Origin of the sequence: Pseudomonas sp. NPDC089741 (genome assembly GCF_044748825.1) — a bacterium.
GTDB classification, from domain to species: Bacteria; Pseudomonadota; Gammaproteobacteria; order Pseudomonadales; family Pseudomonadaceae; genus Aquipseudomonas; species Aquipseudomonas helmanticensis.
Genome location: NZ_JBIVGT010000008.1, coordinates 87,837 through 111,875, shown reverse-complemented (window position 1 = coordinate 111,875; position 24,039 = coordinate 87,837). Strand labels below are relative to the sequence as shown.

Here is a 24,039-nt window from a genome sequence, read left to right as displayed (position 1 = left end):
CATGTTAAGGTCTGCATCTGATTCGTTTCCCCTGGAACTGTGCATGCCCCTAAGTCTTTCCCGTCGTTGGCCTGTTCGCCATTCGATCGCTGCAGCAAGCTTCGTTCTGCTTGTCGCCTGTGCGGAAAAACCCACCGCCGCCGACGCGCAACCTCTTCAAGCCGCTCCAGTCGCCACGGCCCCAGCGATCATTCCGCCGGTAGTGCCGTCCGCCGACCCTCTCGATCTTCAGCCGACCCAGACCTTTGCCGAGTGGCAGGCAGGTTTCCGCAAGGACGCACTGGCCGCCGGGATTCGTCCTGAGCTGTTTGATCGCGCCTTCGCCAATGTCAGTTTCGACGCCAGCGTGATTCGCGCCGACCGCAGCCAGCCAGAATTTTCTCGCCCGGTGTGGGAATACCTCGACGGCGCGCTATCGCCACTGCGCGTGCGTAAAGGCCAGGCCTTGATCGACCAGTACGCCGATATTCTGCAAAGCATCGAACAGCGTTATGGCGTCGACCGTCAGGCGCTCGTTTCGGTATGGGGCATGGAAAGCAATTTCGGCCAGTTCCAGGGCAGCAAATCGGTGATCAACTCGCTGGCCACCCTGGCCTACGAAGGTCGCCGTCCGGGCTTTGCCCATGCGCAATTGATCGCTGCGCTGCAGATCCTGCAACAGGGCGATATCACACCGGAGAAGATGCTCGGCTCCTGGGCCGGCGCGATGGGCCAGACCCAGTTCATTCCGACCACCTACAACACCCACGCCGTGGACTTCGACGGTGACGGTCGGCGCGACATCTGGGGCAGCCCGGCCGACGCGCTGGCGTCCACTGCGCATTACTTGCAAAGCTCTGGCTGGCAACGCGGTCAGCCTTGGGGCTTCGAAGTGCAACTGCCGAGCAGTTTCAACTACACACTGGCTGACGGTGCGATTCGCAAGAGCGTTGCCGAATGGCGTCAACTCGGCGTGACTCTGCCCAATGGCGGTCAGGTGCCAGCAGGCTCTGAGCAACTGTCTGCCGCCCTGCTGCTGCCGGCGGGTTATCGTGGGCCGGCATTCCTGATCCTCGACAACTTCCGGGCGATCCTCAAGTACAACAATTCGTCGTCGTACGCGTTGGCAGTAAGCTTGTTGTCCGAGCGCTTCAATGGCGGCGGCTTGATCAGTGGCAACTGGCCGAAAGATGATCTGCCGTTGAGCCGTACCGAGCGCATCGAATTGCAGTCGCTGTTGAGCGCGCGCAATTACGATGCGGGCACGGCGGACGGGATTATCGGCGCCAATACGCGCAAGGCGATTCGCAGTGCGCAGCAGTCGTTTGGCTGGCCGGCGGACGGCTATCCGACGCATAAGTTGCTGGAAAGCCTGCGCACGCAGTAAAGCCAGATCAAAAGATCGCAGCCTGCGGCAGCTCCTACATTGGAATGCGTTACTTGTAGGAGCTGCCGCAGGCTGCGATCTTTTGCTTTACCGGGTCACGACATCCTGCTCGAGCATCAATTCCTTCTTGCCGGCGTCCAGCCGCACCAGCGCGCCCATCGGCAGCGTCAGGTTCGGATCGCAATGCCCGCTGCGCCAGCCCGACAGCACCGGAATCCGCAGCGGCGCAAAAGTCTGCTTGAGCAACCGATTCAGTGCCGCGACGTCCACTCCCGCCACGTCGCCGACCAGCACACCGCGCAGCTTCGCCAGCTTGCCGGCCAGGCGCATCTGCGTCAGCAAGCGGTCGATGCGATACAGCGGCTCGTTGATATCTTCGATCAGCAGAATCACCCCTTCGACATCAATCTCGTAAGGCGTCCCTAACGTAGCGGCAATCATCGCCAGGTTGCCGCCGAGCAAGCGTCCATGGGCGATACCGGACTCCACCGTGGTCAACGGATAAGCCACCGGATGGCTGAGCACACTCCCCGCCTTCAACTGGCCGCGCAGCATGGCGAAGAACGAAGTGACGGTCGGCGGCTGCTTGTCACCGAGCAGATCGGCGTTGAGCAAAGGCCCGTGAAAGGTCACAAACCCTGCGTAGCGGCTGATGGCCAGGTGCAGCGCGGTGATGTCGCTGTAGCCGACAAATGGCTTGGCGTTGCGACTCAGCAGATCGTAGTCGATGCGGTCCAGCAGCCGTGGCGTACCGTAGCCACCGCGCAGGCAGATGATCGCGTCCACTTCGGGGTCGGCGAACGCGGCGTGCAGATCGTTGAGGCGCACGTCATCGCTGCCAGCCAGATAGCCGTCCTTCTCGTAGACGCCAGGAAATACTTTCAGCCCATAACCGCGGGCGCGCATCCATTGCACTGCCTTGTCGGTATCCAGCGCACCGGGACCGGCCGGCGCGATCACGCCGATCAGCCCTTCTGACGGCAGCGCCGGCACAGGCTTATGCGGAAAAAGGGTATGGGTCGGTCGAACGGTCATCCATGGATCTCCCTGTGTGAAGTCATGCACACACAGTAGTCAGGAACGGGGACAAACAGAAGAGGCTGCGTCGCCCCGCAAGTTGCAGGAAAAGTCGGCGTCTGGCGTAGGACAGGCAAAAAAATGCCCGCCGGGCTGCAAAGCCTCGGCGGGCATCTTTCATTCAGCGCTGAATCAGGAACCCATCAACTCAGCCTTGACCAGCTTCGCCTGCTCGTCGGCATGGTACGAAGAACGTACCAGAGGGCCGGAAGCGACGTTCTTGAAGCCCATCTTGTAACCTTCCTCGGCGAACCAGGCGAAGGTGTCCGGGTGCACGAAACGCTGTACCGGCAAGTGGCTGCGCGACGGTTGCAGGTACTGACCGAGGGTCAGCATGTCGATGTCGTGTTCGCGCATGCGCTTCATCACTTCGATGACTTCTTCGTCGGTCTCGCCCAGACCCAGCATCAAGCCGGACTTGGTCGGAATGTGCGGCATCATCTGCTTGAAGCGTTGCAGCAAGGTCAGCGACCACTGGTAATCCGAACCCGGACGCGCAGCCTTGTACAGGCGCGGCACGGTTTCCAGGTTGTGGTTGAACACATCCGGCGGCTCGGCGGCGGTGATTTCCAGGGCAACGTCCATGCGGCCACGGTAATCCGGGACCAGCGTCTCGAGCTGCACGTTCGGCGACAGCTTGCGGATTTCGCGGATGCAGTCGGCAAAATGCTGGGCACCGCCGTCACGCAGGTCATCGCGGTCAACCGAGGTGATCACCACGTACTTGAGCTTGAGGTCGGCGATGGCGATGGCCAGGCTTTCCGGCTCGTTGACGTCCAGTGGCTTCGGACGACCGTGGCCGACGTCGCAGAACGGGCAGCGACGGGTGCAGATGTCACCCATGATCATGAAGGTCGCGGTGCCGCCGGAGAAGCACTCACCCAGGTTCGGGCAGGACGCTTCTTCGCAGACGCTGTGCAGCTTGTGTTTGCGCAGCAGGCTCTTGATCCGGTCGACTTCCGGCGAAACCGGGATGCGTACACGAATCCAGTCAGGCTTCTTCGGCAGTTCGGTGGTCGGAATGATCTTTACCGGGATGCGTGCAACCTTCTCGGCGCCGCGCAGCTTGACGCCGGCTTCTACCTTGGGACGCGGGGCCGGGCGCTCGGTCACGTCGAGCGTCGGGATCATGGTTTGCACTGCATCAGTAGTCATATCAGTCGATTCCGCCCGTCAGGGTCGTCTGATCAGCATAGTCGAGGTGTTTGACGAGCTGCGCGCGCAGCCGGGCACTTACCTCGGCAAATTCAATCGATCCTGCATGGTCGCTCAGCTGGGTCATCGCCAGCCCGGCATAGCCGCAGGGATTAATCCGTCGAAACGGTTCCAGGTTCATATCCACGTTCAAGGCCAGGCCATGAAAGGAGCAACCGTGGCGAATCCGCAAACCCAGAGAAGCGATTTTCGCTCCATCGACATAGACGCCGGGAGCATCTGGCTTGGCTGCGGCGGTCACGCCGTAGCTGGCCAGCAGTTCGATCAGGCACTGTTCCATGCGACTGACCAGATCACGTACGCCGAAACCCAGCTTGCGCACGTCCAGCAACAGGTAAGCCACCAATTGGCCGGGGCCATGATATGTCACCTGCCCGCCGCGATCGACCTGTACCACCGGGATATCTCCCGGCAGCAGCAAATGTTCGGCCTTGCCGGCCTGGCCCTGAGTGAACACCGGTGGGTGTTCGACGAGCCAGATTTCGTCGGCGGCATCGCTGCCGCGTTCGTTGGTAAAACGTTGCATGGCATGCCAGACCGGCTCGTAAGCCATCTGGCCGAGCTCACGAAAGCCCAGCGTGCCCGGCATCACAACACCATGTGCACGAAACCGGTTGCCCGCAGATCGCTGTTGATGTTGTACAGCTGATCCTGATCGGTCGCGACGATGTGCAACTGGATGGTGGTGTATTTGCCGTTGCTGCTTTGACGCTCGTCGATGCGCTCATCATTGATGGTGGCGTGCTTCAGGACGATCTCGATGATCTTGTCCTTGTTGCCAACACCCGTATCGCTGATCACCTTAATCGGATAATCAGTCTGCGGGAATTCGATCTTTGGCGCCTTTACTTCGGTATCGGTCATGGCGTAACGGCCTCTTGAGCGCAAGCCGTGATAACGCGCATGGCCCCGCTCCGGATCGGGGCGGGGCCATGCAGGTCAACACAAATCAGTTGAACAAGCCGTAGAAGAATAGACGGATGCTATCCCACATGCGGCGGAAGATACCACCCTCCTCGACGCCATCCAGAGCGATCAGGTCAGCGCTGTGCACGACCTTGTCTTCCAGTTTGACTTCGACTTTACCGATCACGTCGCCCTTGGCGATTGGCGCAACCAGTTGCGGGTTCATGGTCATGCTCGCAGCGAGCTTCTTCAGCTGGCCTTTTGGCAGGGTCATGGTCAGGTCTTCAGCCAGGCCGGCCTTGACTTGATTGGTGGTGCCTTTCCACACCGGGGCCTGAGCCAGTTCGGTGCCCTTCTGATAGAAGGTCTGGGTTTCGAAGAAGCGGAAGCCATAAGTCAGCAGCTTCTGGGTTTCAGCGGCGCGGGCCACTTCGCTGTTGGTGCCGAACACCACGGCGATCAGGCGCTGGCCGTCACGTACAGCCGAGGACACCATGCAGTAGCCGGCTTCGTCGGTGTGACCGGTTTTCAGGCCGTCGACGGTCTTGTCGCGCCACAGCAGCAGGTTGCGGTTAGGCTGCTTGATGCCGTTCCAGAAGAACTCTTTCTGCGAGTAGATCGCGTAGTGAGCCGGGTCTTCGTGGATGATCGCGCGCGCCAGGATCGCCATGTCGTGAGCCGACGAGTAGTGCTCAGGGTTTGGCAGACCGGTCGGGTTCATGAAGTGGGAATTGGTCATGCCCAGATCAGCCACAGTCTTGTTCATCAGGTCGGCGAACGCGTCTTCGCTGCCGGCGATGTGCTCGGACAGCGCAACGCTGGCGTCGTTGCCGGACTGAATGATGATGCCGTGCAGCAAGTCGCTGACAGTGACCTGCGAGCCGACTTTGATGAACATCCGCGAACCGCCGGTACGCCAGGCGTTTTCGCTGACGGTCACTGGATCGTTTTCACCGATCTGGCCACGACGGATTTCCAGCGTAGCAATGTACGCGGTCATCAGTTTGGTCAGGCTGGCCGGTGGCAGACGCTGGTCGCCATTGTTCTCGACCAGCACGTTGCCGCTGCTGGCGTCCATCAGAACGTAGGCTTTGGCGGCCAGTTGTGGTGGCGACGGCATCATCTCGGCCGCGAAGGCGGCTGGCGAGAGGAGCAGCGGGACTAGCAGACACAGGCGTTTGGCAAAGGTGGTGATGTTCATCCGTCTCTCGAAATCGCTAATGGAAACTGTCCTTGCGGACAAAATTTAATCAGATGACTTTCTAACGAGCCATCGCGTGTTCAGTTGCTCACTCCAGTCACCCTTGCCGGGCTTTTGTTCTTCGACGAGCCAACAACCTGATTCACCCCCCAATCGCTGGTGAATCGTCAATCAAGTTCTACGTTTTACTTACTCGGTGACCACGCTTGGCGAACCAAGGTTGGCCAGGCGCACGCTGTTCTGCACCTGGGCAATTTCACCCGGCGAGCCGATCGGCCCCAGGCGTACCCGGTGCAGAGTCTGCTGATTGCGCACGATCGAGCTGATGAACACCGGAGCGCTCACCATCCCGCTGAGCTTCGACCTCAGGAGTTCTGCAGCGTCCGGGTTGGCGAACGCGCCCACCTGCAGATACTGGCCAGTTGCTGTTGCAGAAGCGTTTTTTTTTGCACTCATCGGCACGGGGACGGTGTCAGAGGCATGTTGTTGCGGTGGCGGCGTCCATTGCTCGACGGTGCCGGCCGACGCCGTGATCACCGGAGCGCTGTTCTGCGCGACCTGCGGCTCGTTGAGCATCAACGGTGCCGGACGGCCCTTGGCGGCCCAATATTGCTGCGGATCGATGCCTTCGACCTTGACCCGCGCGGTGCCGGTTTCGGCGTAACCGAGTTTCTTCGCGGCGGCGTAGGACAAGTCGATGATGCGATCGGAATAGAACGGCCCACGGTCGTTGACCCGCAAGATCACTGTGCGGTTGTTGTCCAGATTGGTCACCCGAACGTAACTTGGCAATGGCAAAGTCTTGTGGGCGGCGCTCATGCCGTAGAGGTCGTAGACCTCGCCGTTGGCGGTGTTCTGACCATGAAACTTGGTGCCGTACCAGGAAGCTGTGCCGGAAGCGACGTAGGTCTTCGATTCCTGCAGCGGAAAGTAGGTTTTGCCCAGCACGGTGTACGGGTTGGCCTTGTACGGGCCGGTGTGCAGGGTCGGGGTGGCATCGGGGATGCGCGATACGTCGACGTCCCACCACGGTGCGCCGTCTTTGTGCGCACGGTTGATGTCCAGACCCGGCTGCGCACGCACAGCGGTATTCGAGGTTTTCGGCGTTGGCGAACGGCTGGTCGAACAACTGGCGACCAATACTGCCAACGCAGCGAATGCCACCAGCTTCAGGGGTTTATTGTTAGGCAATGCCTGCATTACTTGACGCCCCGTGCTTGTACCAGCTGTTCAGACAGTTGATGTACGGCCATGGCGTACATCACGCTGCGGTTATAACGCGTGATCGCGTAGAAATTCTTCAGGCCCATCCAGTATTCAGGGCCGTTCTCGCCTTCGAGGCGAAATGCAGTCACCGGCATATCATCGCGCAGCGCATCATGACTTGACCAGCCCAGCGCCCGCAACTCTCCGACCGTCTTCGTCGGCTCGATGCCGGTGGTCAGGCCTTCGTCAACCTGCTCGCCACGCACATCGGCGCGGCTGACCACTGGCTCACCGGCGACCCAGCCGTGACGCTTGAAGTAGCTCGCGACGCTGCCGATCGCATCGTCCGGGTTGTTCCAGATATTGATGTGGCCGTCACCGTCGAAATCCACCGCATAGGCGCGAAAGCTGCTCGGCATGAACTGCGGCAAACCCATGGCCCCGGCGTACGAGCCTTTTAGGGTCAATGGATCGACCTGCTCTTCACGCGCCAGCAGCAGGAACTCACGCAGTTCCTTGCGGAAAAATTCGGCACGGGGAGGATAGTCGAAACCGAGCGTGGACAACGCATCGATCACCCGGTAATTACCGGTATTACGTCCGAAAAAGGTTTCAACGCCAATGATCGACACGATGACTTGTGCCGGTACGCCGTATTCCTGTTCGGCGCGAGCCAGCGTCGCCTCGTGCTGACGCCAGAAATCCACACCACGGGCAATGCGCGCATCGGTAATGAACATCGGGCGGTATTCTTTCCATTGCTTGACGCGCTCGGCGGGCCTGGAAATGGCGTCGAGAATCGCCTGCTTGCGCTGAGCCTCGCGGAACACCGCCATCAGTTGCTCACCGGCGAAACCATAGTCGCGGGTCATTTCACCGACGAACTCGGCCACCTGAGGCGAGCCTTCGTATTCGCCGGCCAGCGCCTCCTGCATGCTGCCCAGGAGGCCCATCAGGCCTACCACTGGCGCGCATCGAGTCGCCCAGCCACGCATTACTTGCATTGAACTCTTCACCTTATTCAAACCTGTGCGATCCACTTGCGATGGGTATGGATCGACATCAAAACCCCAAACGCTGACAGCAGCGTCACCAGCGAAGTTCCTCCGTAGCTAATGAACGGCAACGGCACCCCTACGACCGGCAACAGGCCACTGACCATACCGATGTTGACGAAAACGTAAACAAAAAACGTCATGGTCAACGAACCGGCGAGCAATTTGCCGAACAGCGTTTGTGCCTGGGCGGTAATCACCAGCCCCCGGCCAATCAACAACAGATAGATCAATAGCAGCGCGCAGATGCCCACCAGGCCGAACTCTTCGCCAAGTACGGCAATGATGAAGTCGGTGTGGCTTTCCGGCAGGAAGTCCAGGTGCGACTGGGTGCCGAGCAGCCAGCCCTTGCCGAAGACACCGCCGGAACCGATCGCCGCTTTCGACTGGATGATGTTCCAGCCGGTGCCCAGCGGATCGCTCTCAGGATCAAGGAATGTGAGGATTCGCTGCTTCTGGTAGTCGTGCATGATGAAAAACCACATCGCCACCGACACCGGGATCGCCGCCGCCAGCACGCTGAGAATCCAGCGCCAGCGCAGCCCGCCCATGAACAGCACGAACGCACCGCCCGCGAGGATCAGCAGCGAAGTGCCGAGGTCCGGCTGACGCACGATCAGCACGAACGGCACGCCGATCAGCATCAGGCTGATGCCGACGTGCTTGAGCTGCGGCGGCAAGGTGCGTTTGGACAGATACCAGGCGATGGTCGCCGGCATCAGGATCTTCATGAACTCCGAAGGCTGGAAACGAATCACCCCGGGAATGTTGATCCAGCGTGTGGCGCCCATGGCGTTGTGGCCCATGATGTCCACCACCATCAGCAACACCACGCCGACCACGTAACCGAGCGGCACCCAGCGCGCCATGAAACGTGGTTCGAGCTGGGCGATAACGATCATCGAGACCAGGCCGATACCAAACGATGTGGCCTGTTTGCCGAGCAGATCCCAGCTTTTGCCGCTCGCCGAATACAGCACGAACAGGCTGCCGGCGGCGAGGATCAGCAGCAGGATCAGCAACGGGCCATCGATATGCAGTCTTTGCAGCAACGTCGCACGGCGACGCATCACATCCTCACTGGAGAGCATGCGATCAAAGTTATTCATCACGGGCCGTAGCCTCCGCACTGATTGGGCTGGCGTATTCGGCCTTCAAACGTCCGTCCTGATCGAGCAGCCAGGCGTCCATGACCTGACGCACGACGGGCGCAGCGACGCCGGAACCGGACTCACCGTTCTCGACCATCACCGAGACCACGATTCGCGGGTCATCGGCCGGGGCAAATCCAACGAACAAGGCGTGGTCGCGGTGGCGTTCCTGAACCTTGGAGCGGTCGTACTTCTCACCTTGCTTGATCGCGACGACCTGGGCGGTACCCGACTTGCCGGCGATGCGGTATTGCGCACCGATGGCGGCTTTGCGCGCGGTACCGCGAGCACCGTGCATCACCTGCTGCATGCCGTGGTTGACCTTGTTCCAGTCCGACGGATCGCGCAGGACAATGTCCGGCATCGGGTTTTCGTCAACCGGCTTCACCCCTTCGAGGGATTTCGCCAGGTGCGGACGGTTCCACACGCCTTTGTTGGCCACCAGTGCCGTGGCCTGGGCCAGTTGCAGCGGGGTCGATTGCATGTAGCCCTGGCCGATCCCGAGAATCAGCGTTTCACCGGGGAACCACGCCTGTTTGCGCGTCGCCCGCTTCCATTCGCGCGACGGCATCAGGCCTGGAGATTCTTCGAACATGTCCAGCGAGACCTTCTGGCCGATGCCGAACTTGTTCATGTACGTCGACAACCGATCAATGCCGAGCTTGTGCGCCAGGTCATAGAAGTAGGTGTCGTTGGAACGCATGATCGCCGTGTCGAGGTCGACAAAGCCGTCACCGGTGCGGTTCCAGTTGCGGTATTTGTGATCGTAGTTGGGCAGCATGTAGTAGCCCGGGTCGAACACCCGGCTCGAAGCCGTGACTACGCCGGAATCAAGACCGGCAATCGCCACCGCCGGTTTGATCGTCGAACCCGGCGGATACAGACCGCGCAATACGCGGTTGAACAGCGGTCGGTCGATCGAGTCGCGCAACTCGGCGTACGCCTTGAAGCTGATGCCGGTAACGAACAGGTTCGGGTCGAAGCTCGGCTGACTGACCATCGCCAGCACTTCACCGGTCTTCGGATCGAGCGCAACCACGGCGCCACGACGCCCGCCCAGTGCAGCCTCGGCGGCTTCCTGCAACTTGATGTCGAGGCTGAGGACGATGTCCTTGCCGGGAATCGGATCGGTGCGCTTGAGCACGCGCAAGACGCGGCCACGGGCGTTGGTCTCGACTTCTTCGTAACCGACCTGACCGTGCAATTCCGGCTCGTAGAAACGCTCGATACCGGTTTTGCCAATGTGATGGGTGCCGCTGTAGTTGACCGGATCGAGGCTCTTCAGCTCTTTCTCGTTGATCCGCCCCATGTAACCCACCGAGTGCGCAAAATGCGCGCCCTGCGGGTAGTGACGGACCAGCTGCGCGACCACTTCCACGCCGGGCAGGCGGAACTGGTTCACGGCGATGCGGGCGATCTGCTCTTCAGTCAGCTCGAACAGGATCGGCACCGGCTCGAACGGCCGGCGGCCCTGACGCATGCGCTTCTCGAAAATCACCCGGTCCTCGGGCGTCAGCTCCAGCACTTCGACGATGACGTCGAGCACTTGCTGCCAGTCGCCGGAGCGCTCGCGGGTCATGCTCAGGCTGAAGCTTGGACGGTTGTCCGCCACCACCACGCCGTTGCGGTCGAAAATCAGCCCGCGCGTCGGCGGAATCGGCTGCACGTGGACGCGGTTGTTTTCCGACAGCGTCGAGTGGTACTCGTACTGGATCACCTGCAAGTAATACAGCCGCGCAATCAACACGCCGATCAGCATCACGATCGCAATGGCCCCGAACACGACGCGGCTACGCACCAGGCGTGCGTCCTTTTCGTGGTCCTTGATGCGGATCGGCTGAGACATGAGGGCAGGATTACTTGTGGTAAGGGTGACCGGACAACACGGTCCAGGCACGATACAACTGTTCGCCGATGAGGATCCGCACCAACGGGTGCGGCAACGTCAGCGGCGACAACGACCAGCGCTGATCGGCGCGGGCGCAGACTTCCGGCGCCAGCCCTTCCGGGCCACCGACCATGAAATTGACCGTGCGCGAATCCAGCCGCCAACGGTCGAGTTCGACCGCCAGTTGCTCGGTGCTCCAGGGCTTGCCGTGGACTTCCAGCGTGACGATCCGCTCGTTCGGCCCGACCTTGGCCAGCATGGCTTCGCCTTCCTGGCGGATGAAACGGGCCACGTCGGCATTCTTGCCACGGGTATTGAGCGGAATTTCCACCAGTTCCAGCGCCAGCTCGGACGGAAGACGCTTGGCATATTCATGCCAGCCTTCTTCCACCCACTTGGGCATGCGTGAACCGACGGCGATCAGGCGCAGTCGCACAGCAATCCCTTACAGCTGGTCTTTGTTGAGCTTGGTGAAATGCTCGTGGGTGTTTTCCGGGCTGTGGTGCTTGGCGTCGGCCGCACGGCTTTGCTCGGCACCGGCCCACAGGCGTTCCAGGTCATAGAACTGACGCGCCGAGGCAGTCATCATGTGCACGATCACCAGGTCCAGGTCCAACAGCACCCAGTCGCTGTCGCCCTTGCCTTCTTCGCCCAGCGGCTTGGCGCCCTGCTTTTTGACTTCTTCGCGAACCTTGTCGAGCATCGCGTTGATCTGGCGGTTGGAAGTACCGGTGGCGATGATCATGTAGTCCGTGATGCTCTGCTTGTCGCGAACATCGATGATCTGGATGTCTTGTGCCTTGACGTCTTCCAGGGCAGCTACGGCCAGCTTGACCAGTTCGTCGCCCTTCAGCGGCTCATTGGTGTTGACCGGCTCTGGCAGCGGAGCGCTCTTGAATGTGCCTTTGCGTTTTACTTTCGGTAGGTCTTTGTCAGTCATATAAAACTCGTTTTGCTCATATATTCGGCGGCTTGGCGACACGTGGATTCGTATCAGTGAAGCACGCCTTGTTCAGTTCGACGCACGGTAAAGACCGTGCGCATCGATGTAGGCCAGGACCGCGTCGGGCACCGGGACACGGACCGACCTACCGCAGCCCACCCCGGGACCGCTCTGGGTGGCCGACACCGCGAGCGGTGTCTGCCAGACGAATGCAATCTGTCCGCTCGGCCCTTTCAGGGCCAGCGGGTCGCTCACCGAACGCGCTGCCAGCAGGTTGCGCAAGGCATCCGGCGGTTCGCTGTCGGCGTCCGGGCGCTGTAGCACCAGGATGTGGCAATGCTGGAGCAACTCTTCCCAGCGATGCCAAGTGGGCAGGCCGCAAAATGCGTCCCAGCCCAAAAGCAGAAAAACCTGGGTCTCGGCGGCCATTTCGGCACGCATCAACTCCAGGGTATCAATGGTGTAGGACGGTTTGTCCCGCTGCAATTCGCGGGCGTCCACCACCAGCGGCGGCACTCCGGCCACCGCGCACTCGACCATCGCCAGGCGGTCCTGCGCCGACACTTGCGGCGTGTTGCGATGCGGCGGCCGCGCGCTTGGCGTCAGGCGTAACTCATCGAGCGCCAGCGCTTCGGCAACTTCCAGGCCACCGCGCAAATGGCCGATGTGCACAGGGTCGAACGTGCCGCCCAGCACGCCAATGCGGCGTGGACGGGACTCGCTGCCGGCTTGCGGCGCTGTCAGGTCGAGGTCGGTCAAGTCAGACCGTCGCCTGGCCGCGCAACTGACCATCACCGACCACGATGTACTTCTCGCAGGTCAGTCCTTCGAGGCCCACCGGGCCACGGGCGTGCAGCTTATCAGTAGAAATGCCGATCTCGGCACCCAATCCGTATTCAAATCCATCGGCAAAGCACGTCGGGGTGTTGATCATCACCGACGCCGAGTCGACTTCCGCGACAAAACGACGGGTGTCGGCGAGGTTTTCGCTGACGATCGAGTCGGTGTGATGGGAGCCGTAATGGTTGATGTGTTCGATGGCCTGATCCAGACCGTCGACCACACGGATCGACAGGACCGGCGCCAGATACTCGGTGTTCCAGTCGTCTTCGCTGGCGGCAACCGCGTCGATGATCGCCCGGGTGCGCTCGCAGCCACGCAGTTCGACGCCTTTTTCGCGGAACTGGGCCGCCATCGACGGCAGGAAATCCTTGGCAACAGTCTGGTCAACCAGCAGCGTTTCCATCGCACCGCAGATACCGTAGCGATAGGTCTTGGCATTGAAGGCGATGCGCTGGGCTTTCGGCAGATCGGCATGGGCACTGACGTAAACGTGGCAGATGCCGTCCAGATGCTTGATCACCGGCACGCGGGCATCACGGCTGATACGTTCGATCAGGCCACGGCCACCGCGCGGCACGATCACGTCGACGTACTCGGGCATGGTGATCATCGCGCCGACAGCCGCACGATCGGTGGTTTCGACCACTTGCACCACGGCGGCGGGCAATTCGGCCTCGGCCAGACCGCGCTGAATGCACGTGGCAATGGCACGGTTGGAGTGAATCGCCTCGGAGCCACCGCGCAGGATGGTCGCGTTGCCGGACTTCAGGCACAGGCTGGCGGCATCGATGGTCACGTTGGGACGGGATTCGTAGATGATCCCGATCACGCCCAGCGGCACCCGCATCTTGCCGACCTGAATGCCCGACGGACGGAAACTCATGTCACGGATCGCGCCGACCGGGTCCGGCAGCGCAGCCACCTGACGCAGACCGACGATCATGCCGTCGATGCGCGCCGGGGTCAGTTCCAGACGTTCCAGCAAAGCGGGCTCGAGACCATTGGCGCGGCCGGCGGCCAGATCCTGTTCATTGGCTGCAGCAAGCTCGGCGCGCGCGGCGTCCAGGGCATTGGCAGCAGCCTGCAAGGCGCGGTTTTTCTGCGCGGTGCTGGCACGGCCGATGACCCGGGAGGCTTCGCGGGCGGCGCGACCCAATCGGGTCATGTAGTCAAGAACGGACTCAGTCATGGTCTGCTGGGGTCTTGGCAAAGAGGAAAGCGGCAGATTATAGCTGTCGCGTCCCGGGACTAACAGCGGTGACGGGCGGATGGTCAAAATGAACCGCGAATCGCCGACGTTCAGGCGTAATTAAGCTGCGGATTGTTATCATCACGATCTCTTCAGCCTGGATAAACCTTGCCTGCCATGTCCAACCTGACCGTTCGCTCCCACGCCGAGCGCCTGCCGCTGGGGCTCCCGGACGCTTTTTTTGACCGTGACGCCCAAGTGCTGGCCAAGGAATTGCTCGGCAAAGTCATCCGTCATCGCGTCGGCGACCTCTGGCTCAGCGCGCGGATCATCGAAACCGAAGCGTATTACTGCGCGGAAAAAGGCAGCCACGCGTCTCTTGGCTACACAGAAAAGCGTAAGGCTTTGTTTCTTGATGGCGGCCACATCTATATGTATTACGCCCGTGGCGGCGATTCGCTGAACTTCAGCGCGCAGGGCCCGGGCAACGCGGTATTGATCAAATCCGCCTATCCATGGGTCGATGAAATCAGTGGCCCGGCGAGTCTGGCGCAGATGCTGCTGAACAATCCCGATGCGCAGGGCCGTGCGCGACCGTCGCAAAAGCTCTGCGGTGGGCAGACTTTGTTGTGCAAGGCGCTGGGGTTGAAAGTACCGGTGTGGGATGCCAAGCGTTTCGATCATGAAGTGCTTCTGGTAGAAGATACCGGGCCTGCGCCTGCACACATTATCCAGACCACCCGTTTGGGCATTCCCCACGGCCGTGACGAACACTTGATGTACCGCTTCGTCGACGCAGCCTATGCGCAATGGTGCACACGGAACCCGCTGCGACGCGGCCAGGTCGAAGGCCGCGACTATTTCCTGCTGTAAACACAAACCCATGTAGGAGCTGCCGAAGGCTGCGATCTTTTGATCTTGTTTTAAGTATCAGGATCAAAAGATCGCAGCCTTCGGCAGCTCCTACACGGGGGCCATTAATGATTTGGAGTTTTTTGGTATGGGCCCATGGCTCGATAGCGTGACCGGCTGGCTGGCAGCCAACCCGCAGTGGCTTGCCGCAGCGGTATTCATTGTCGCCTGCGTGGAATGCCTGGCGATTGCCGGTTTGATCGTGCCCGGCACGGTGTTGTTGTTTGCCATCGCGGTGCTCGCCGGCAGCGGCGCACTGTCGCTGAGTGAAACCTTGCTGCTGGGTTTCCTTGGCGGGATTCTCGGCGATCTGATCTCGTATTTCCTCGGCCGCCACTTCCACCAGAACATCCGCCGTCTGCCGGGGCTGCGTCATCATCCGGAATGGATGGCCGGTGCCGAGAGCTACTTCCAGCGTTACGGCATCGCCAGTCTGCTGGTCGGGCGTTTTATTGGCCCGTTGCGGCCGATGCTGCCGATGGTCGCCGGCATGTGCGACATGCCCTTCCCGCGTTTCGCCGCCGTCAGCCTGCTGGCCGCTGCTGGCTGGAGCGTCGCGTACCTGTTGCCGGGCTGGGCCACTGGCGCGGCGATTCGCCTGCCATTGCCGGAAGGTTTCTGGCTGCAAGCCGGGATTGTCGCGGCCAGTATTGCCGTGATGGTCGGACTCAGCGTCAACAGCAGCCTGCGCCGCCACCGTCGCGCGACAATCTGGATCAGCAGCATGAGCCTGTTGATCCTGATCGGCCTGTTCATCGGCTATCCATACCTGACAGCACTCGACCAAGGCGTGATGACGCTGGTGCAGGAACATCGCCAACCGATGCTCGATGAGATCGCGGTGACGTTCACCCTGATCGGCGAATTCCGCAACATGCTGATGTTCAGCGCCCTGCTCACCGGCCTGTTGTTGCTGTGCCGGCAATGGCGCCAGGCAATTTTCGTCGGTAGCGTGTTGCTCTGCACCGCGCTGCTGAACACCGGTACAAAGATGTTTTTCGCCCGGGTGCGCCCGGAAGTGCTGAGTGACCCACTGACCAGTTACAGCATGCCGAGTGGTCACGCTTCGGGTTCGTTTGCGCTGTTTCTGGTACTCGCGGTGCTCGCCGGCCGTGGGCAACCGCCGCGCATGCGCCTGACCTGGCTGCTGCTCGGCTGCATTCCGGCGCTGTCGATTGCCTTGTCGCGGGTTTATCTCGGGGCGCACTGGCCTACGGATGTTCTGGCGGGGGCGATGCTGGCGGCGTGCGTGTGTGCGGCGGGCTTGTGGCTGAGCCAGCGCAAGGCGCCGCTGAATGCGATGCCGGTCAGGGTCTGGTGGCTGGTTTTGCCGGCGTTGGTGGTGTTGTTCAGTTTGTTTGTGTTTCGGCATTTGCCGGGGACGATGTTGCGTTACGCCTATTGAAGATCAACAGATCGCAGCCTGCGGCAGCTCCTACATGGGATTCCATTTCACGCCCGACACATCGCGCGCATGTGGAATCAAATCGTGTAGGAGCTGCCGCAGGCTGCGATCTTTTACGATGTTTCAGGCAAACAGTTCGCCCTGCAACTCATCGAGCAACGCCTGGATCGCATCCAGTCGCTGCTGCGGATCGTCGAGTTGCAGCAGGTCGATCTTGTCTTCCTCGGCGAACGGCAACAGATACGCCAGCTGATTGGCCAGCGACTGCTGACCGAGCGCTTCGGTGCCCATGTTCAAAGCTTCGACCATCGGGTGTTCCGCCAGCGCCCTGAGCAGCGCCACCAGATCGGCGTCTTCATCCTGCAACGGTTGCTCGGGATCGTCATCCAGCCACTCGACCTCGGCGAGGATCAGCTGATCGCGCTGCACTTCAGTGCGCAACACACTGAAGCGGCGACCGCCCTGCACGCGAATCCCCAGCAACCCGTTGTCCTGCTGCTGGAAGTCGGTGATGCGTGCTTCGCAACCGACCAGCGCATAGCCTTCCGGCGCGAGGCCGACTTCGCTGCCTTCCAGGATGCACACCACGCCAAAACCGCCGCCCTGCTTCATGCAGCGGCCGATCATGTCGAGGTAGCGCGCCTCGAAGATCTGCAAGTCGAGGTTGCAGCCGGGAAACAGCACTGTGTTCAGCGGGAAAAGCGGCAGACTCATAGACATTTCCTTACACCACCATCGACACCGCCAGCGGCAGGAACACTGCCGTGGCCACGCCCATCAGACTCATCGCCAGCGCCGCGAAGGCGCCGCACTCATCACTTTCCTGCAATGCCACCGAGGTGCCGACCGCATGCGCGGTCATGCCCAGCGCCATGCCGCGCGCCTCGGGGCTGTGCACGCCGAGACGGGTCAACAGCGCCGGGCCGAAGATCGCGCCGATCACCCCGGTGATCAACACGAACACCGCTGCCAGCGCCGCGACGCCACCGATCTGTTCAGCCACCAGCATCGCAATCGGTGAGGTCACCGACTTCGGCGCCATGGTCATCAGGATCATGTGCTCGGCGCCGAACCACCAGCCCAACAGCACGCCCATGCCCGTCGCCACCACTCCACCTATCACCAGCGTAGTAAAAATCGGCCAGAACAATTGGCGAATACGCCGCAGGTTGAGGTACAGCGGCACCGCGAGCGCCACGGTGGCCGGGCCGAGCAGAATGCTGAGGATCTCGGTGCTCTTGCGGTACTCGGCGTAGGTCAGGCCACAGCCGACCAGCACACCGATCACCAACAACATGGAGACCAACACCGGTTGCAGAAAGATCCAACGGGTTTTTTCGAACGCCGCCAAGACCAATTGATAGGCACCGAGGGTGATGCCGATACCGAACAGCGGATGATGGATGACCGACGCCCAGGCGCCTTGCCAGTCGAAGAGCATCAGGAGTCCTCCGAACGGTGCGCGTGACGCTTGACCATGCGCTGCATCAGCACGCCGGCAAAAGCCATCGACAGAATCAGCGACACCACCAGCGCGCCGACAATCGCCCAGAAATCGGCAGCAATCGCCGTTGCGTAAACCATCACGCCGACGGCTGGCGGCACCAGCAACAGCGGCAGATAACGCAGCAGGCTGCCGGCCGCGAGATTCAGCGGCTCGCCGACTTCACCGCGAACAATCAGGAAGATCAGTAACAACAGCAGACCGATGATCGGCCCCGGCAGCACCGGCAACAACAAGTGATTGAGCGCCGTGCCGAGCAATTGAAACAGCACCAGCAGGGTCAGGCCACGTAGCAACATCCGACATCTCCGTCTTACTTTTCACCCAGCAGGGGCTGGGCATTATAAGCACGCCTGCGCTATGGATCGGCATTCGCCAAAAGCATGGTCGGTTGACCGGAGCAAATCGCCATGATGATCTACAGTGGTTCGCAGGGCGGTCAAATCCCCCACCGAAAAAACTATAAAACCGATGAACCCAAGGAGAGTCTCAATGCCCTATGTTCCAGTTGCAGAGCTCAAAGATTATGTCGGCAAGGAACTCGGACGTTCCGAATGGCTCACCATCGATCAGGAACGCATCAACCTGTTCGCCGAAGCCACCGGTGATTATCAGTTCATTCACGTCGACCCGGTCAAAGCCGCGCAAACGCCATTTGGCAGCACCATTGCCCACGGTTTCCTGTCGTTGTCGCTGATCCCGAAATTGATGGAAGACATCCTCATCCTGCCGCAAGGCGTGAAGATGGTGGTCAACTATGGTCTGGACAGCGTGCGTTTCATCCAGCCAGTGAAGGTCAATTCGAAAGTTCGCCTGAAGGTCGATCTGGGCGAAGTGACCGAGAAAAAGCCTGGCCAATGGCTGCTCAAAGCGACCGCAACGCTTGAGATAGAAGGTTCGGACAAACCGGCCTACATCGCCGAGCCATTGTCGCTCTGCTTCGTCTAAACGTTCCGGATGCGAAGCAGCGCACGCTGTTTCGCGTCACCTCTCTATTTATGCGACGCATAGCTGCGGCATACTCGGTCGCCTAATTGCCCGGATCCCGCTATGCGCTCACTCGCTTCTCTTGCACCCATTGCCCTGACCTTGATGCTCACCGCTTGCGGCGACGGCGAATCACTGTTGCCGCCAGATGCGCGCCTGCCGGACGGCGGTCGCTATCGCGGTGAACTGGTCAACGGCTTGTTGCAAGGCCAGGGGCGCGTCGACTACCCCAACGGCAGCTGGTACGCCGGCCAGTTCGACAAGGGTCAATGGCATGGTCAGGGCGAATGGCATGGCAGCAACGGCGAAGTCTATCGCGGGCAATTTCAGCAAGGCTTGTTCGATGGCCAAGGTAGCCTGACCACCAACGCCAGCAGTTACACCGGTGGTTTCAAGCAAGGCCGGCGCGAAGGCGAAGGCACCCTGAAAGAAAACGCCATGACCTACCGTGGCGAGTTCAAGGCTGACCAGTATTCCGGCCTCGGCCGTCTCGAGATGGACGACGGCAGTTCCTATCAAGGCCAGTTCGCCCACGGCAAACCCAACGGCGAAGGCCAGCGTGGCGACGCCAGCGGCAACACGTTCAGCGGGCATTTCGTCAATGGTCAGCTGGAAGGCAACGGCACGTTCAACAGCGCCGACGGCGACATCTACGTCGGCGGTTTCAAGAACAATCAATTGCACGGCAAGGGCCGCTACGAAAATGCTGACGGCGATGTCTGGCTCGGCCAGTTCAAGGAAGGCGCACTGACTGGCAAGGGTGAGTTGATCGGTGCCGACGGCAGCCATTACATCGGCGCCTTCAACGACTGGCGCTTCAGCGGCCAGGGGCGCTTGAACCTGTCCGATGGCAGCTTCTACATCGGTGGCTTCGACAACGACAGTTACTCCGGACGCGGCACCTTGGTGCTGACCGATGGCAGCGTCATGAGCGGCACCTGGATCAACGGCCAGCGCGTGCGCGATGCCGACGGCAAGTTGTTGCCCGACACCCTTGAACTCGGCTTGCTTGCTCAGGGCCGCCTGCTCGATGACGCCTTGGCCGCCATCCCCGCGTCGACGCCAGCAGTTGAGCTGTACACCCTGACCCTCGGCGGCGACGGCAAGCAGAGCGTGTTCCTGCGCGAATCCGATTACGTCGCCAACATGCTCAACACGCGCTTCGGCGCCTATGGCCAGATCCGTCTGGTCAACCACCGCGATCACCTGGCCGACCGGCCGATGGCCACCCGCGAGAACCTGCGCCGCGCTGCGCAAACCCTTGCTGAACGCAGCGGCCCGGAAGATTTGCTGTTCATCTACCTGACCAGCCATGGCACCGCCGAACATGAACTGGTGCTCGACCAGCCGCGCATGGAGCTGGCCGACCTGCCCGCCGATGAACTCGCCGTCGTGTTGGCGCCGCTGAAAAACCGCGACAAGATCGTCGTGATCTCTTCGTGTTACTCCGGTGGTTTTATCCCGGCGCTGAAAGACGAACGTACCTTGATCATGACCGCCTCGCGCGCCGATCGGGTGTCCTTCGGTTGCTCGGAAGAAGCCAACTTCACCTACTTCGGCGACGCGCTGTTCGCCCAGGCGCTGAACCAGACCGATGACCTGGAGCAAGCCTTCAAACTGGCCAAGGCCACCGTCGCCGAGCGTGAACTGGCGGACAATTTCGAAGCCTCGGAGCCACAGATCTGGGCGCCGAAAACCGTACTCGCGCACTGGCAACTGCTGCGCAAACAGCAAGCAAGAAAAGCTTTGCAAAGTGCTGCGTTGAACGACGGAGCGGTAAAGAGCAACTAAGCTGAACAGTATCAAGGGAGAGACACTATGTACTTGACGCCTCAGCACGTATTGCTTGCCGGAGCTACCGGTTTGACCGGTGAACATCTACTCGACCGTTTGCTCAACGAGCCAACGATTTCTCGCGTGCTCGCCCCTTCCCGCCGGCCATTGGCCGAGCATCCGCACCTGGAAAACCCGGTCGGTGATCCGCAGGCGTTTCTGCCGCAGCTCAGCGGCCGCGTCGATATCGCCTACTGCTGCCTCGGCACCACGATCAAACAGGCCGGCTCGGAAGCGGCGTTTCGTGCGGTGGATCTGGACATGGTCGTGGCGTTTGCCAAACGCGCGCGGGAGATGGGCGCGCGGCACCTGATCGTGATCAGTGCGATTGGCGCCGATCCGAAGTCGTCGGTTTTCTACAATCGGGTCAAAGGCGAAATGGAGCAGGCTTTACGTGCGCAGGACTGGCCGCAACTGACCATTTGCCGACCTTCGCTGTTGTTGGGTGAACGCACGGAGCCGCGTCTGGCCGAACAGTTAGCCGGGCCGTTGTCGAAGCTGATTCCGGGTAAATATCGCGGTATTGAAGCGTGCCAACTGGCACGGGCGATGTGGCGTTTGGCACTGGAAGAGCAGGACGGGGTGCGGGTGATCGAGTCGGATGATTTGCGCAAGCTCGGCAAATAATCTTCCGCCGCATGATCGTTCCCACGCTCTGCGTGGGAATGCAGCCACGGACGCTCTGCGTCCCAAAGCGTGACGCAGAGCGTCACCGGAGGCGTTACCACGCGGAGCGTGGGAACGATCTGTCTAACTACAATCCGCCTGTTGCCTGAAAACTCACGCCGATCACCGTCAGCAATGACAACGGCAACAACAGCGTATCGAGCAACGCACTCCCCGGCAGATCCACACCCGGATAGCTCGGCGCTTCAGCCCCAAACCGATCCATCGCGCAGCACCCGCCATTCATCGCGTACAAATCCAGCCGCGTCCCGGAGTACACCACCGGCGCGCCCGGTTTCGCCGCATCCAAGGTGCGCGCCGTGGCGCACCCGGTCAGCAACACCACCAGCCCGATCAGCAGCAGCTTATTCATCACTGCTCAGATGATGCTCACCCCAACGCGGCAGCATGTCTTGGGGAATGCCCAGCAGATTGAGAATCCGCGCCACGACGAAATCGATCAGGTCATCGATGGTCTGCGGCTGGTGATAGAAACCCGGCGAGGCCGGCAGAATGGTCACGCCCATGTTCGACAGTTTGAGCATGTGCTCCAGATGAATGCTCGAATACGGCGCCTCGCGCGGCACCAGAATCAACTGGCGACGCTCCTTCAAAGTGACATCTGCGGCGCGCTCGATCAGGTTGTTGCAGGCGCCGGTGGCAATGGCCGACAACGTGCCCGTCGAACATGGCACCACCACCATCGCTGCCGGCGCGCCGCTGCCCGAGGCCACCGGCGACATCCAGTCTTCCTTGCCGTACACGCGGATCTGCCCGGCGGCAGCCCCGGTGTATTCAGTGAGGAACGCCTGCATCATCTGCGGCTTGGGCGGCAGCGTGACGTCGGTCTCGGTGGCCATCACCAGTTGCGCAGCCTTGGAAATCAGGAAGTGCACTTCGCGGTCTTCGCGCACCAGGCAATCAAGCAGGCGCAGACCGTATTGCGCACCTGAGGCGCCGGTCATCGCCAGCGTGATGCGTTCGGGACCATTGCTGTCAAAACGAGTGTTCATTGCAGCGCCTCGGCGAGTTTGCCGTGCAGGCCGCCGAAGCCGCCGTTGCTCATGATCACCACGTGAGTACCGGGCTGAGCCTGACTCTTCACGCGCTCAATGATGCCTTCCAGTGAATCGCTGACAATCGACGGCACCGTGCACAGCGCGGCGGTGGCGGCGAGGTCCCAGCCGAGGTTGGCAGGGGCGTACCAGATCACTTGATCGGCATCGACCACGCTGGCCGGCAAACCATCACGGTGCGCGCCTAGCTTCATCGAGTTGGAGCGCGGCTCGATGATCGCAATCAGCGGTGCGTCACCAATGCGCTTGCGCAAGCCGTCGAGAGTGGTGGCGATGGCGGTCGGGTGATGCGCGAAGTCGTCGTAGATGGTGATGCCGCGTACTTCGGCGACTTTCTCCATGCGGCGTTTGACGTTCTTGAATGCGCTCAATCCGGCGATGCCCATCGATGGCACTACGCCAACATGCCGCGCCGCCGCCAAGGCAGCCAAGGCGTTGGCAACGTTGTGCTGGCCGGTCAGTTCCCATTCGACGGTGCCTTGCGACACGCCTTCGAACATCACTTCGAACGCCGAGCCGTCTTCACTGAGCAGTTTGACCTGCCACTGCCCACCGGCACCGGTGGTTTGCACCGGGGTCCAGCAGCCCATTTCGATCACACGCTGCAAGGCCGGCTCGGTGGTCGGATGGATGACCAGGCCTTCGCTCGGAATAGTTCGCACCAAGTGATGGAATTGCCGCTCGATCGCCGGCAGATCCGGAAAGATGTCGGCATGATCGAACTCAAGATTATTGAGGATCGCGGTGCGCGGACGGTAGTGCACGAACTTCGAGCGCTTGTCGAAGAACGCGCTGTCGTACTCGTCGGCCTCGATGACGAAGAACGGCGTGCCGCCCAATCGTGCCGATACGGAGAAGTTTTGCGGCACGCCGCCGATGAGGAAACCCGGGCTCATGCCGGCGTGTTCCAGCACCCAGGCGAGCATGCTGCTGGTGGTGGTTTTGCCGTGAGTGCCGGCAACCGCCAGCACCCAGCGACCTTGCAGCACGTGATCGGCCAGCCACTGCGGGCCGGAGACGTACGGCAGGCCTTTGTTCAGCACATATTCCACCGCCGGATTGCCGCGCGACATGGCGTTGCCAATGACGACCAGATCCGGCGCCGGATCGAGCTGCGCCGGGTCGTAACCCTGCGTCAGTTGAATGCCTTGGGCTTCAAGCTGCGTGCTCATCGGTGGATAGACGTTGGCGTCGGAGCCGGTCACGTGATGGCCCAGCTCTTTGGCCAGAACCGCCATCGAACCCATGAAAGTCCCGCAGATACCCAGAATATGAATGTGCATAGTCGACCTCGTAAAACATGGCCGCAGGTTAGCGTAGGGAGGGGGAAATCGCACTCTTTAGGTGATTGAGCGGGGATGGTTGGGCTTGGGGTTAAGGCTCGGCTGTAGATTGCGGCCCCTCACCCCAGCCCTCTCCCGAGGGAGAGGGAGCCGATCTACGTTGCTTTCAAATCCGCAGTTCGGCTCGATAAATCAGGTCGACTTAAATTGCCGCATCAACTCGATCAGTCCCCTCTCCCTCTGGGAGAGGGAGCCGGTCTCGGTGCTTTCAATCCTGAGTTCGGCTCAATATTTCAGGTCGACGTAGATCTGTAGACCGACTCGGTCAGTCCC

Annotated in this window: 25 protein-coding genes; 6 read left to right on the top strand and 19 right to left on the bottom strand. The window is 60.9% G+C overall.

The window, feature by feature from the left end; all coding sequences use genetic code 11:
• Positions 1-43 precede the first annotated feature (43 nt).
• Positions 44-1,366 carry a lytic murein transglycosylase gene (locus tag ACIPZE_RS11325; protein ID WP_400772890.1) on the top strand — a complete coding sequence of 441 codons (1,323 nt, stop codon included), beginning with the start codon at positions 44-46 and terminating at the stop codon, positions 1,364-1,366.
• Between the two features lie 87 nt (positions 1,367-1,453).
• Here the strand turns inward: ACIPZE_RS11325 and ACIPZE_RS11320 are convergent, their stop codons facing one another.
• The 13 genes from ACIPZE_RS11320 to ACIPZE_RS11260 all read right to left on the bottom strand — a co-directional run bounded on the left by ACIPZE_RS11320 (position 1,454) and on the right by ACIPZE_RS11260 (position 14,040).
• A complete protein-coding gene (locus ACIPZE_RS11320) occupies positions 1,454-2,401 on the bottom strand; it encodes an LD-carboxypeptidase (RefSeq protein ID WP_283438786.1) in 948 nt (315 codons plus the stop codon).
• Between the two features lie 174 nt (positions 2,402-2,575).
• Entirely contained in the window at positions 2,576-3,574 is a 999-nt protein-coding gene (lipA, locus tag ACIPZE_RS11315) for a lipoyl synthase (protein ID WP_161806657.1), read from the bottom strand.
• Between the two features lie 25 nt (positions 3,575-3,599).
• On the bottom strand, positions 3,600-4,247 hold the full coding sequence (gene lipB, locus ACIPZE_RS11310; RefSeq protein WP_400772888.1) for a lipoyl(octanoyl) transferase LipB: 648 nt from the start codon (positions 4,245-4,247) through the stop codon (positions 3,600-3,602).
• Positions 4,247-4,522 carry a DUF493 domain-containing protein gene (locus ACIPZE_RS11305; protein WP_242206935.1) on the bottom strand — a complete coding sequence of 92 codons (276 nt, stop codon included), beginning with the start codon at positions 4,520-4,522 and terminating at the stop codon, positions 4,247-4,249. Before ACIPZE_RS11305 ends, lipB begins: the two co-directional genes overlap by 1 nt.
• Before the next feature lie 85 nt (positions 4,523-4,607).
• Positions 4,608-5,765: a D-alanyl-D-alanine carboxypeptidase family protein gene (locus ACIPZE_RS11300; protein ID WP_129395665.1), complete on the bottom strand. Its 1,158-nt coding sequence runs from the start codon at positions 5,763-5,765 to the stop codon at positions 4,608-4,610.
• Between the two features lie 189 nt (positions 5,766-5,954).
• Positions 5,955-6,965, bottom strand: coding sequence for a septal ring lytic transglycosylase RlpA family protein (locus ACIPZE_RS11295; RefSeq protein ID WP_129395666.1), 1,011 nt, complete (start codon positions 6,963-6,965; stop codon positions 5,955-5,957).
• Positions 6,965-7,975 carry a lytic murein transglycosylase B gene (mltB, locus tag ACIPZE_RS11290; RefSeq protein ID WP_400772885.1) on the bottom strand — a complete coding sequence of 337 codons (1,011 nt, stop codon included), beginning with the start codon at positions 7,973-7,975 and terminating at the stop codon, positions 6,965-6,967. The genes ACIPZE_RS11295 and mltB overlap by 1 nt, the downstream gene beginning before the upstream one ends.
• 17 nt (positions 7,976-7,992) lie before the next feature.
• On the bottom strand, positions 7,993-9,096 hold the full coding sequence (rodA, locus tag ACIPZE_RS11285) for a rod shape-determining protein RodA (RefSeq protein ID WP_164979482.1): 1,104 nt from the start codon (positions 9,094-9,096) through the stop codon (positions 7,993-7,995).
• Positions 9,097-9,127: 31 nt separating this feature from the next.
• Positions 9,128-11,023: a penicillin-binding protein 2 gene (gene mrdA / locus ACIPZE_RS11280; RefSeq protein WP_283438788.1), complete on the bottom strand. Its 1,896-nt coding sequence runs from the start codon at positions 11,021-11,023 to the stop codon at positions 9,128-9,130.
• Positions 11,024-11,033: 10 nt separating this feature from the next.
• Positions 11,034-11,501 (bottom strand): 23S rRNA (pseudouridine(1915)-N(3))-methyltransferase RlmH, encoded by a 468-nt coding sequence (gene rlmH, locus ACIPZE_RS11275; protein WP_003185785.1) that lies wholly within the window; start codon positions 11,499-11,501, stop codon positions 11,034-11,036.
• Between the two features lie 9 nt (positions 11,502-11,510).
• Entirely contained in the window at positions 11,511-12,005 is a 495-nt protein-coding gene (gene rsfS / locus ACIPZE_RS11270) for a ribosome silencing factor (protein WP_129395670.1), read from the bottom strand.
• Positions 12,006-12,077: 72 nt separating this feature from the next.
• A complete protein-coding gene (nadD, locus tag ACIPZE_RS11265; protein ID WP_400772882.1) occupies positions 12,078-12,800 on the bottom strand; it encodes a nicotinate-nucleotide adenylyltransferase in 723 nt (240 codons plus the stop codon).
• Positions 12,769-14,040: a glutamate-5-semialdehyde dehydrogenase gene (locus ACIPZE_RS11260; RefSeq protein ID WP_283438790.1), complete on the bottom strand. Its 1,272-nt coding sequence runs from the start codon at positions 14,038-14,040 to the stop codon at positions 12,769-12,771. The genes nadD and ACIPZE_RS11260 overlap by 32 nt, the downstream gene beginning before the upstream one ends.
• A gap of 177 nt (positions 14,041-14,217) precedes the next feature.
• On the opposite strand from ACIPZE_RS11260, the gene ACIPZE_RS11255 reads away from it, so the two are divergent.
• A complete protein-coding gene (locus ACIPZE_RS11255; protein ID WP_283439472.1) occupies positions 14,218-14,913 on the top strand; it encodes a DNA-3-methyladenine glycosylase in 696 nt (231 codons plus the stop codon).
• A gap of 127 nt (positions 14,914-15,040) precedes the next feature.
• On the top strand, positions 15,041-16,357 hold the full coding sequence (locus ACIPZE_RS11250) for a bifunctional DedA family/phosphatase PAP2 family protein (protein WP_400772880.1): 1,317 nt from the start codon (positions 15,041-15,043) through the stop codon (positions 16,355-16,357).
• Between the two features lie 123 nt (positions 16,358-16,480).
• Here ACIPZE_RS11250 and ACIPZE_RS11245 read toward each other — a convergent pair whose 3' ends face one another.
• Genes ACIPZE_RS11245 through ACIPZE_RS11235 form a run of 3 tightly spaced genes read right to left on the bottom strand, consistent with a single transcriptional unit; the run spans position 16,481 to position 18,160 of the window.
• Positions 16,481-17,071, bottom strand: a complete 591-nt coding sequence (locus ACIPZE_RS11245) for an LON peptidase substrate-binding domain-containing protein (protein ID WP_283438792.1) — start codon at positions 17,069-17,071, stop codon at positions 16,481-16,483.
• Positions 17,072-17,081: 10 nt separating this feature from the next.
• Positions 17,082-17,798, bottom strand: coding sequence for an LrgB family protein (locus ACIPZE_RS11240; RefSeq protein ID WP_053124192.1), 717 nt, complete (start codon positions 17,796-17,798; stop codon positions 17,082-17,084).
• Entirely contained in the window at positions 17,798-18,160 is a 363-nt protein-coding gene (locus ACIPZE_RS11235) for a CidA/LrgA family protein (RefSeq protein ID WP_283438793.1), read from the bottom strand. Before ACIPZE_RS11235 ends, ACIPZE_RS11240 begins: the two co-directional genes overlap by 1 nt.
• A gap of 193 nt (positions 18,161-18,353) precedes the next feature.
• On the opposite strand from ACIPZE_RS11235, the gene ACIPZE_RS11230 reads away from it, so the two are divergent.
• The 3 genes from ACIPZE_RS11230 to ACIPZE_RS11220 all read left to right on the top strand — a co-directional run bounded on the left by ACIPZE_RS11230 (position 18,354) and on the right by ACIPZE_RS11220 (position 21,308).
• Complete coding sequence (locus ACIPZE_RS11230) at positions 18,354-18,809, top strand: MaoC family dehydratase (protein ID WP_007909575.1); 456 nt, start codon at positions 18,354-18,356, stop codon at positions 18,807-18,809.
• A gap of 102 nt (positions 18,810-18,911) precedes the next feature.
• Positions 18,912-20,639: a C13 family peptidase gene (locus ACIPZE_RS11225; RefSeq protein ID WP_400772877.1), complete on the top strand. Its 1,728-nt coding sequence runs from the start codon at positions 18,912-18,914 to the stop codon at positions 20,637-20,639.
• Between the two features lie 27 nt (positions 20,640-20,666).
• A complete protein-coding gene (locus ACIPZE_RS11220; protein ID WP_053124198.1) occupies positions 20,667-21,308 on the top strand; it encodes an oxidoreductase in 642 nt (213 codons plus the stop codon).
• A 127-nt stretch (positions 21,309-21,435) separates the two neighbouring features.
• Here the strand turns inward: ACIPZE_RS11220 and ACIPZE_RS11215 are convergent, their stop codons facing one another.
• The 3 genes from ACIPZE_RS11215 to mpl are packed head-to-tail and all read right to left on the bottom strand — an operon-like array spanning position 21,436 to position 23,706.
• Positions 21,436-21,720, bottom strand: a complete 285-nt coding sequence (locus ACIPZE_RS11215; RefSeq protein WP_053124200.1) for a YceK/YidQ family lipoprotein — start codon at positions 21,718-21,720, stop codon at positions 21,436-21,438.
• On the bottom strand, positions 21,713-22,360 hold the full coding sequence (gene ubiX, locus ACIPZE_RS11210; protein ID WP_400772875.1) for a flavin prenyltransferase UbiX: 648 nt from the start codon (positions 22,358-22,360) through the stop codon (positions 21,713-21,715). Before ubiX ends, ACIPZE_RS11215 begins: the two co-directional genes overlap by 8 nt.
• Positions 22,357-23,706 carry a UDP-N-acetylmuramate:L-alanyl-gamma-D-glutamyl-meso-diaminopimelate ligase gene (gene mpl, locus ACIPZE_RS11205; RefSeq protein WP_129395679.1) on the bottom strand — a complete coding sequence of 450 codons (1,350 nt, stop codon included), beginning with the start codon at positions 23,704-23,706 and terminating at the stop codon, positions 22,357-22,359. The genes ubiX and mpl overlap by 4 nt, the downstream gene beginning before the upstream one ends.
• Positions 23,707-24,039 lie beyond the last annotated feature (333 nt).

Excerpts from the sequence above, each read along its gene's own strand:
- ACIPZE_RS11325 (WP_400772890.1), top strand. The coding sequence starts at position 44 with ATGCCCCTAAGTCTTTCCCGTCGTTGGCCTGTTCGCCATTCGATCGCT.
- ACIPZE_RS11320 (WP_283438786.1), bottom strand. The coding sequence starts at position 2,401 with ATGACCGTTCGACCGACCCATACCCTTTTTCCGCATAAGCCTGTGCCG.
- lipA (WP_161806657.1), bottom strand. The coding sequence starts at position 3,574 with ATGATCCCGACGCTCGACGTGACCGAGCGCCCGGCCCCGCGTCCCAAG.
- lipB (WP_400772888.1), bottom strand. The coding sequence starts at position 4,247 with ATGCCGGGCACGCTGGGCTTTCGTGAGCTCGGCCAGATGGCTTACGAG.
- ACIPZE_RS11305 (WP_242206935.1), bottom strand. The coding sequence starts at position 4,522 with ATGACCGATACCGAAGTAAAGGCGCCAAAGATCGAATTCCCGCAGACT.
- ACIPZE_RS11300 (WP_129395665.1), bottom strand. The coding sequence starts at position 5,765 with ATGAACATCACCACCTTTGCCAAACGCCTGTGTCTGCTAGTCCCGCTG.
- ACIPZE_RS11295 (WP_129395666.1), bottom strand. The coding sequence starts at position 6,965 with ATGCAGGCATTGCCTAACAATAAACCCCTGAAGCTGGTGGCATTCGCT.
- mltB (WP_400772885.1), bottom strand. The coding sequence starts at position 7,975 with ATGCAAGTAATGCGTGGCTGGGCGACTCGATGCGCGCCAGTGGTAGGC.
- rodA (WP_164979482.1), bottom strand. The coding sequence starts at position 9,096 with ATGCGTCGCCGTGCGACGTTGCTGCAAAGACTGCATATCGATGGCCCG.
- mrdA (WP_283438788.1), bottom strand. The coding sequence starts at position 11,023 with ATGTCTCAGCCGATCCGCATCAAGGACCACGAAAAGGACGCACGCCTG.
- rsfS (WP_129395670.1), bottom strand. The coding sequence starts at position 12,005 with ATGACTGACAAAGACCTACCGAAAGTAAAACGCAAAGGCACATTCAAG.
- nadD (WP_400772882.1), bottom strand. The coding sequence starts at position 12,800 with ATGGTCAGTTGCGCGGCCAGGCGACGGTCTGACTTGACCGACCTCGAC.
- ACIPZE_RS11260 (WP_283438790.1), bottom strand. The coding sequence starts at position 14,040 with ATGACTGAGTCCGTTCTTGACTACATGACCCGATTGGGTCGCGCCGCC.
- ACIPZE_RS11255 (WP_283439472.1), top strand. The coding sequence starts at position 14,218 with ATGTCCAACCTGACCGTTCGCTCCCACGCCGAGCGCCTGCCGCTGGGG.
- ACIPZE_RS11250 (WP_400772880.1), top strand. The coding sequence starts at position 15,041 with ATGGGCCCATGGCTCGATAGCGTGACCGGCTGGCTGGCAGCCAACCCG.
- ACIPZE_RS11245 (WP_283438792.1), bottom strand. The coding sequence starts at position 17,071 with ATGAGTCTGCCGCTTTTCCCGCTGAACACAGTGCTGTTTCCCGGCTGC.
- ACIPZE_RS11240 (WP_053124192.1), bottom strand. The coding sequence starts at position 17,798 with ATGCTCTTCGACTGGCAAGGCGCCTGGGCGTCGGTCATCCATCATCCG.
- ACIPZE_RS11235 (WP_283438793.1), bottom strand. The coding sequence starts at position 18,160 with ATGTTGCTACGTGGCCTGACCCTGCTGGTGCTGTTTCAATTGCTCGGC.
- ACIPZE_RS11230 (WP_007909575.1), top strand. The coding sequence starts at position 18,354 with ATGCCCTATGTTCCAGTTGCAGAGCTCAAAGATTATGTCGGCAAGGAA.
- ACIPZE_RS11225 (WP_400772877.1), top strand. The coding sequence starts at position 18,912 with ATGCGCTCACTCGCTTCTCTTGCACCCATTGCCCTGACCTTGATGCTC.
- ACIPZE_RS11220 (WP_053124198.1), top strand. The coding sequence starts at position 20,667 with ATGTACTTGACGCCTCAGCACGTATTGCTTGCCGGAGCTACCGGTTTG.
- ACIPZE_RS11215 (WP_053124200.1), bottom strand. The coding sequence starts at position 21,720 with ATGAATAAGCTGCTGCTGATCGGGCTGGTGGTGTTGCTGACCGGGTGC.
- ubiX (WP_400772875.1), bottom strand. The coding sequence starts at position 22,360 with ATGAACACTCGTTTTGACAGCAATGGTCCCGAACGCATCACGCTGGCG.
- mpl (WP_129395679.1), bottom strand. The coding sequence starts at position 23,706 with ATGCACATTCATATTCTGGGTATCTGCGGGACTTTCATGGGTTCGATG.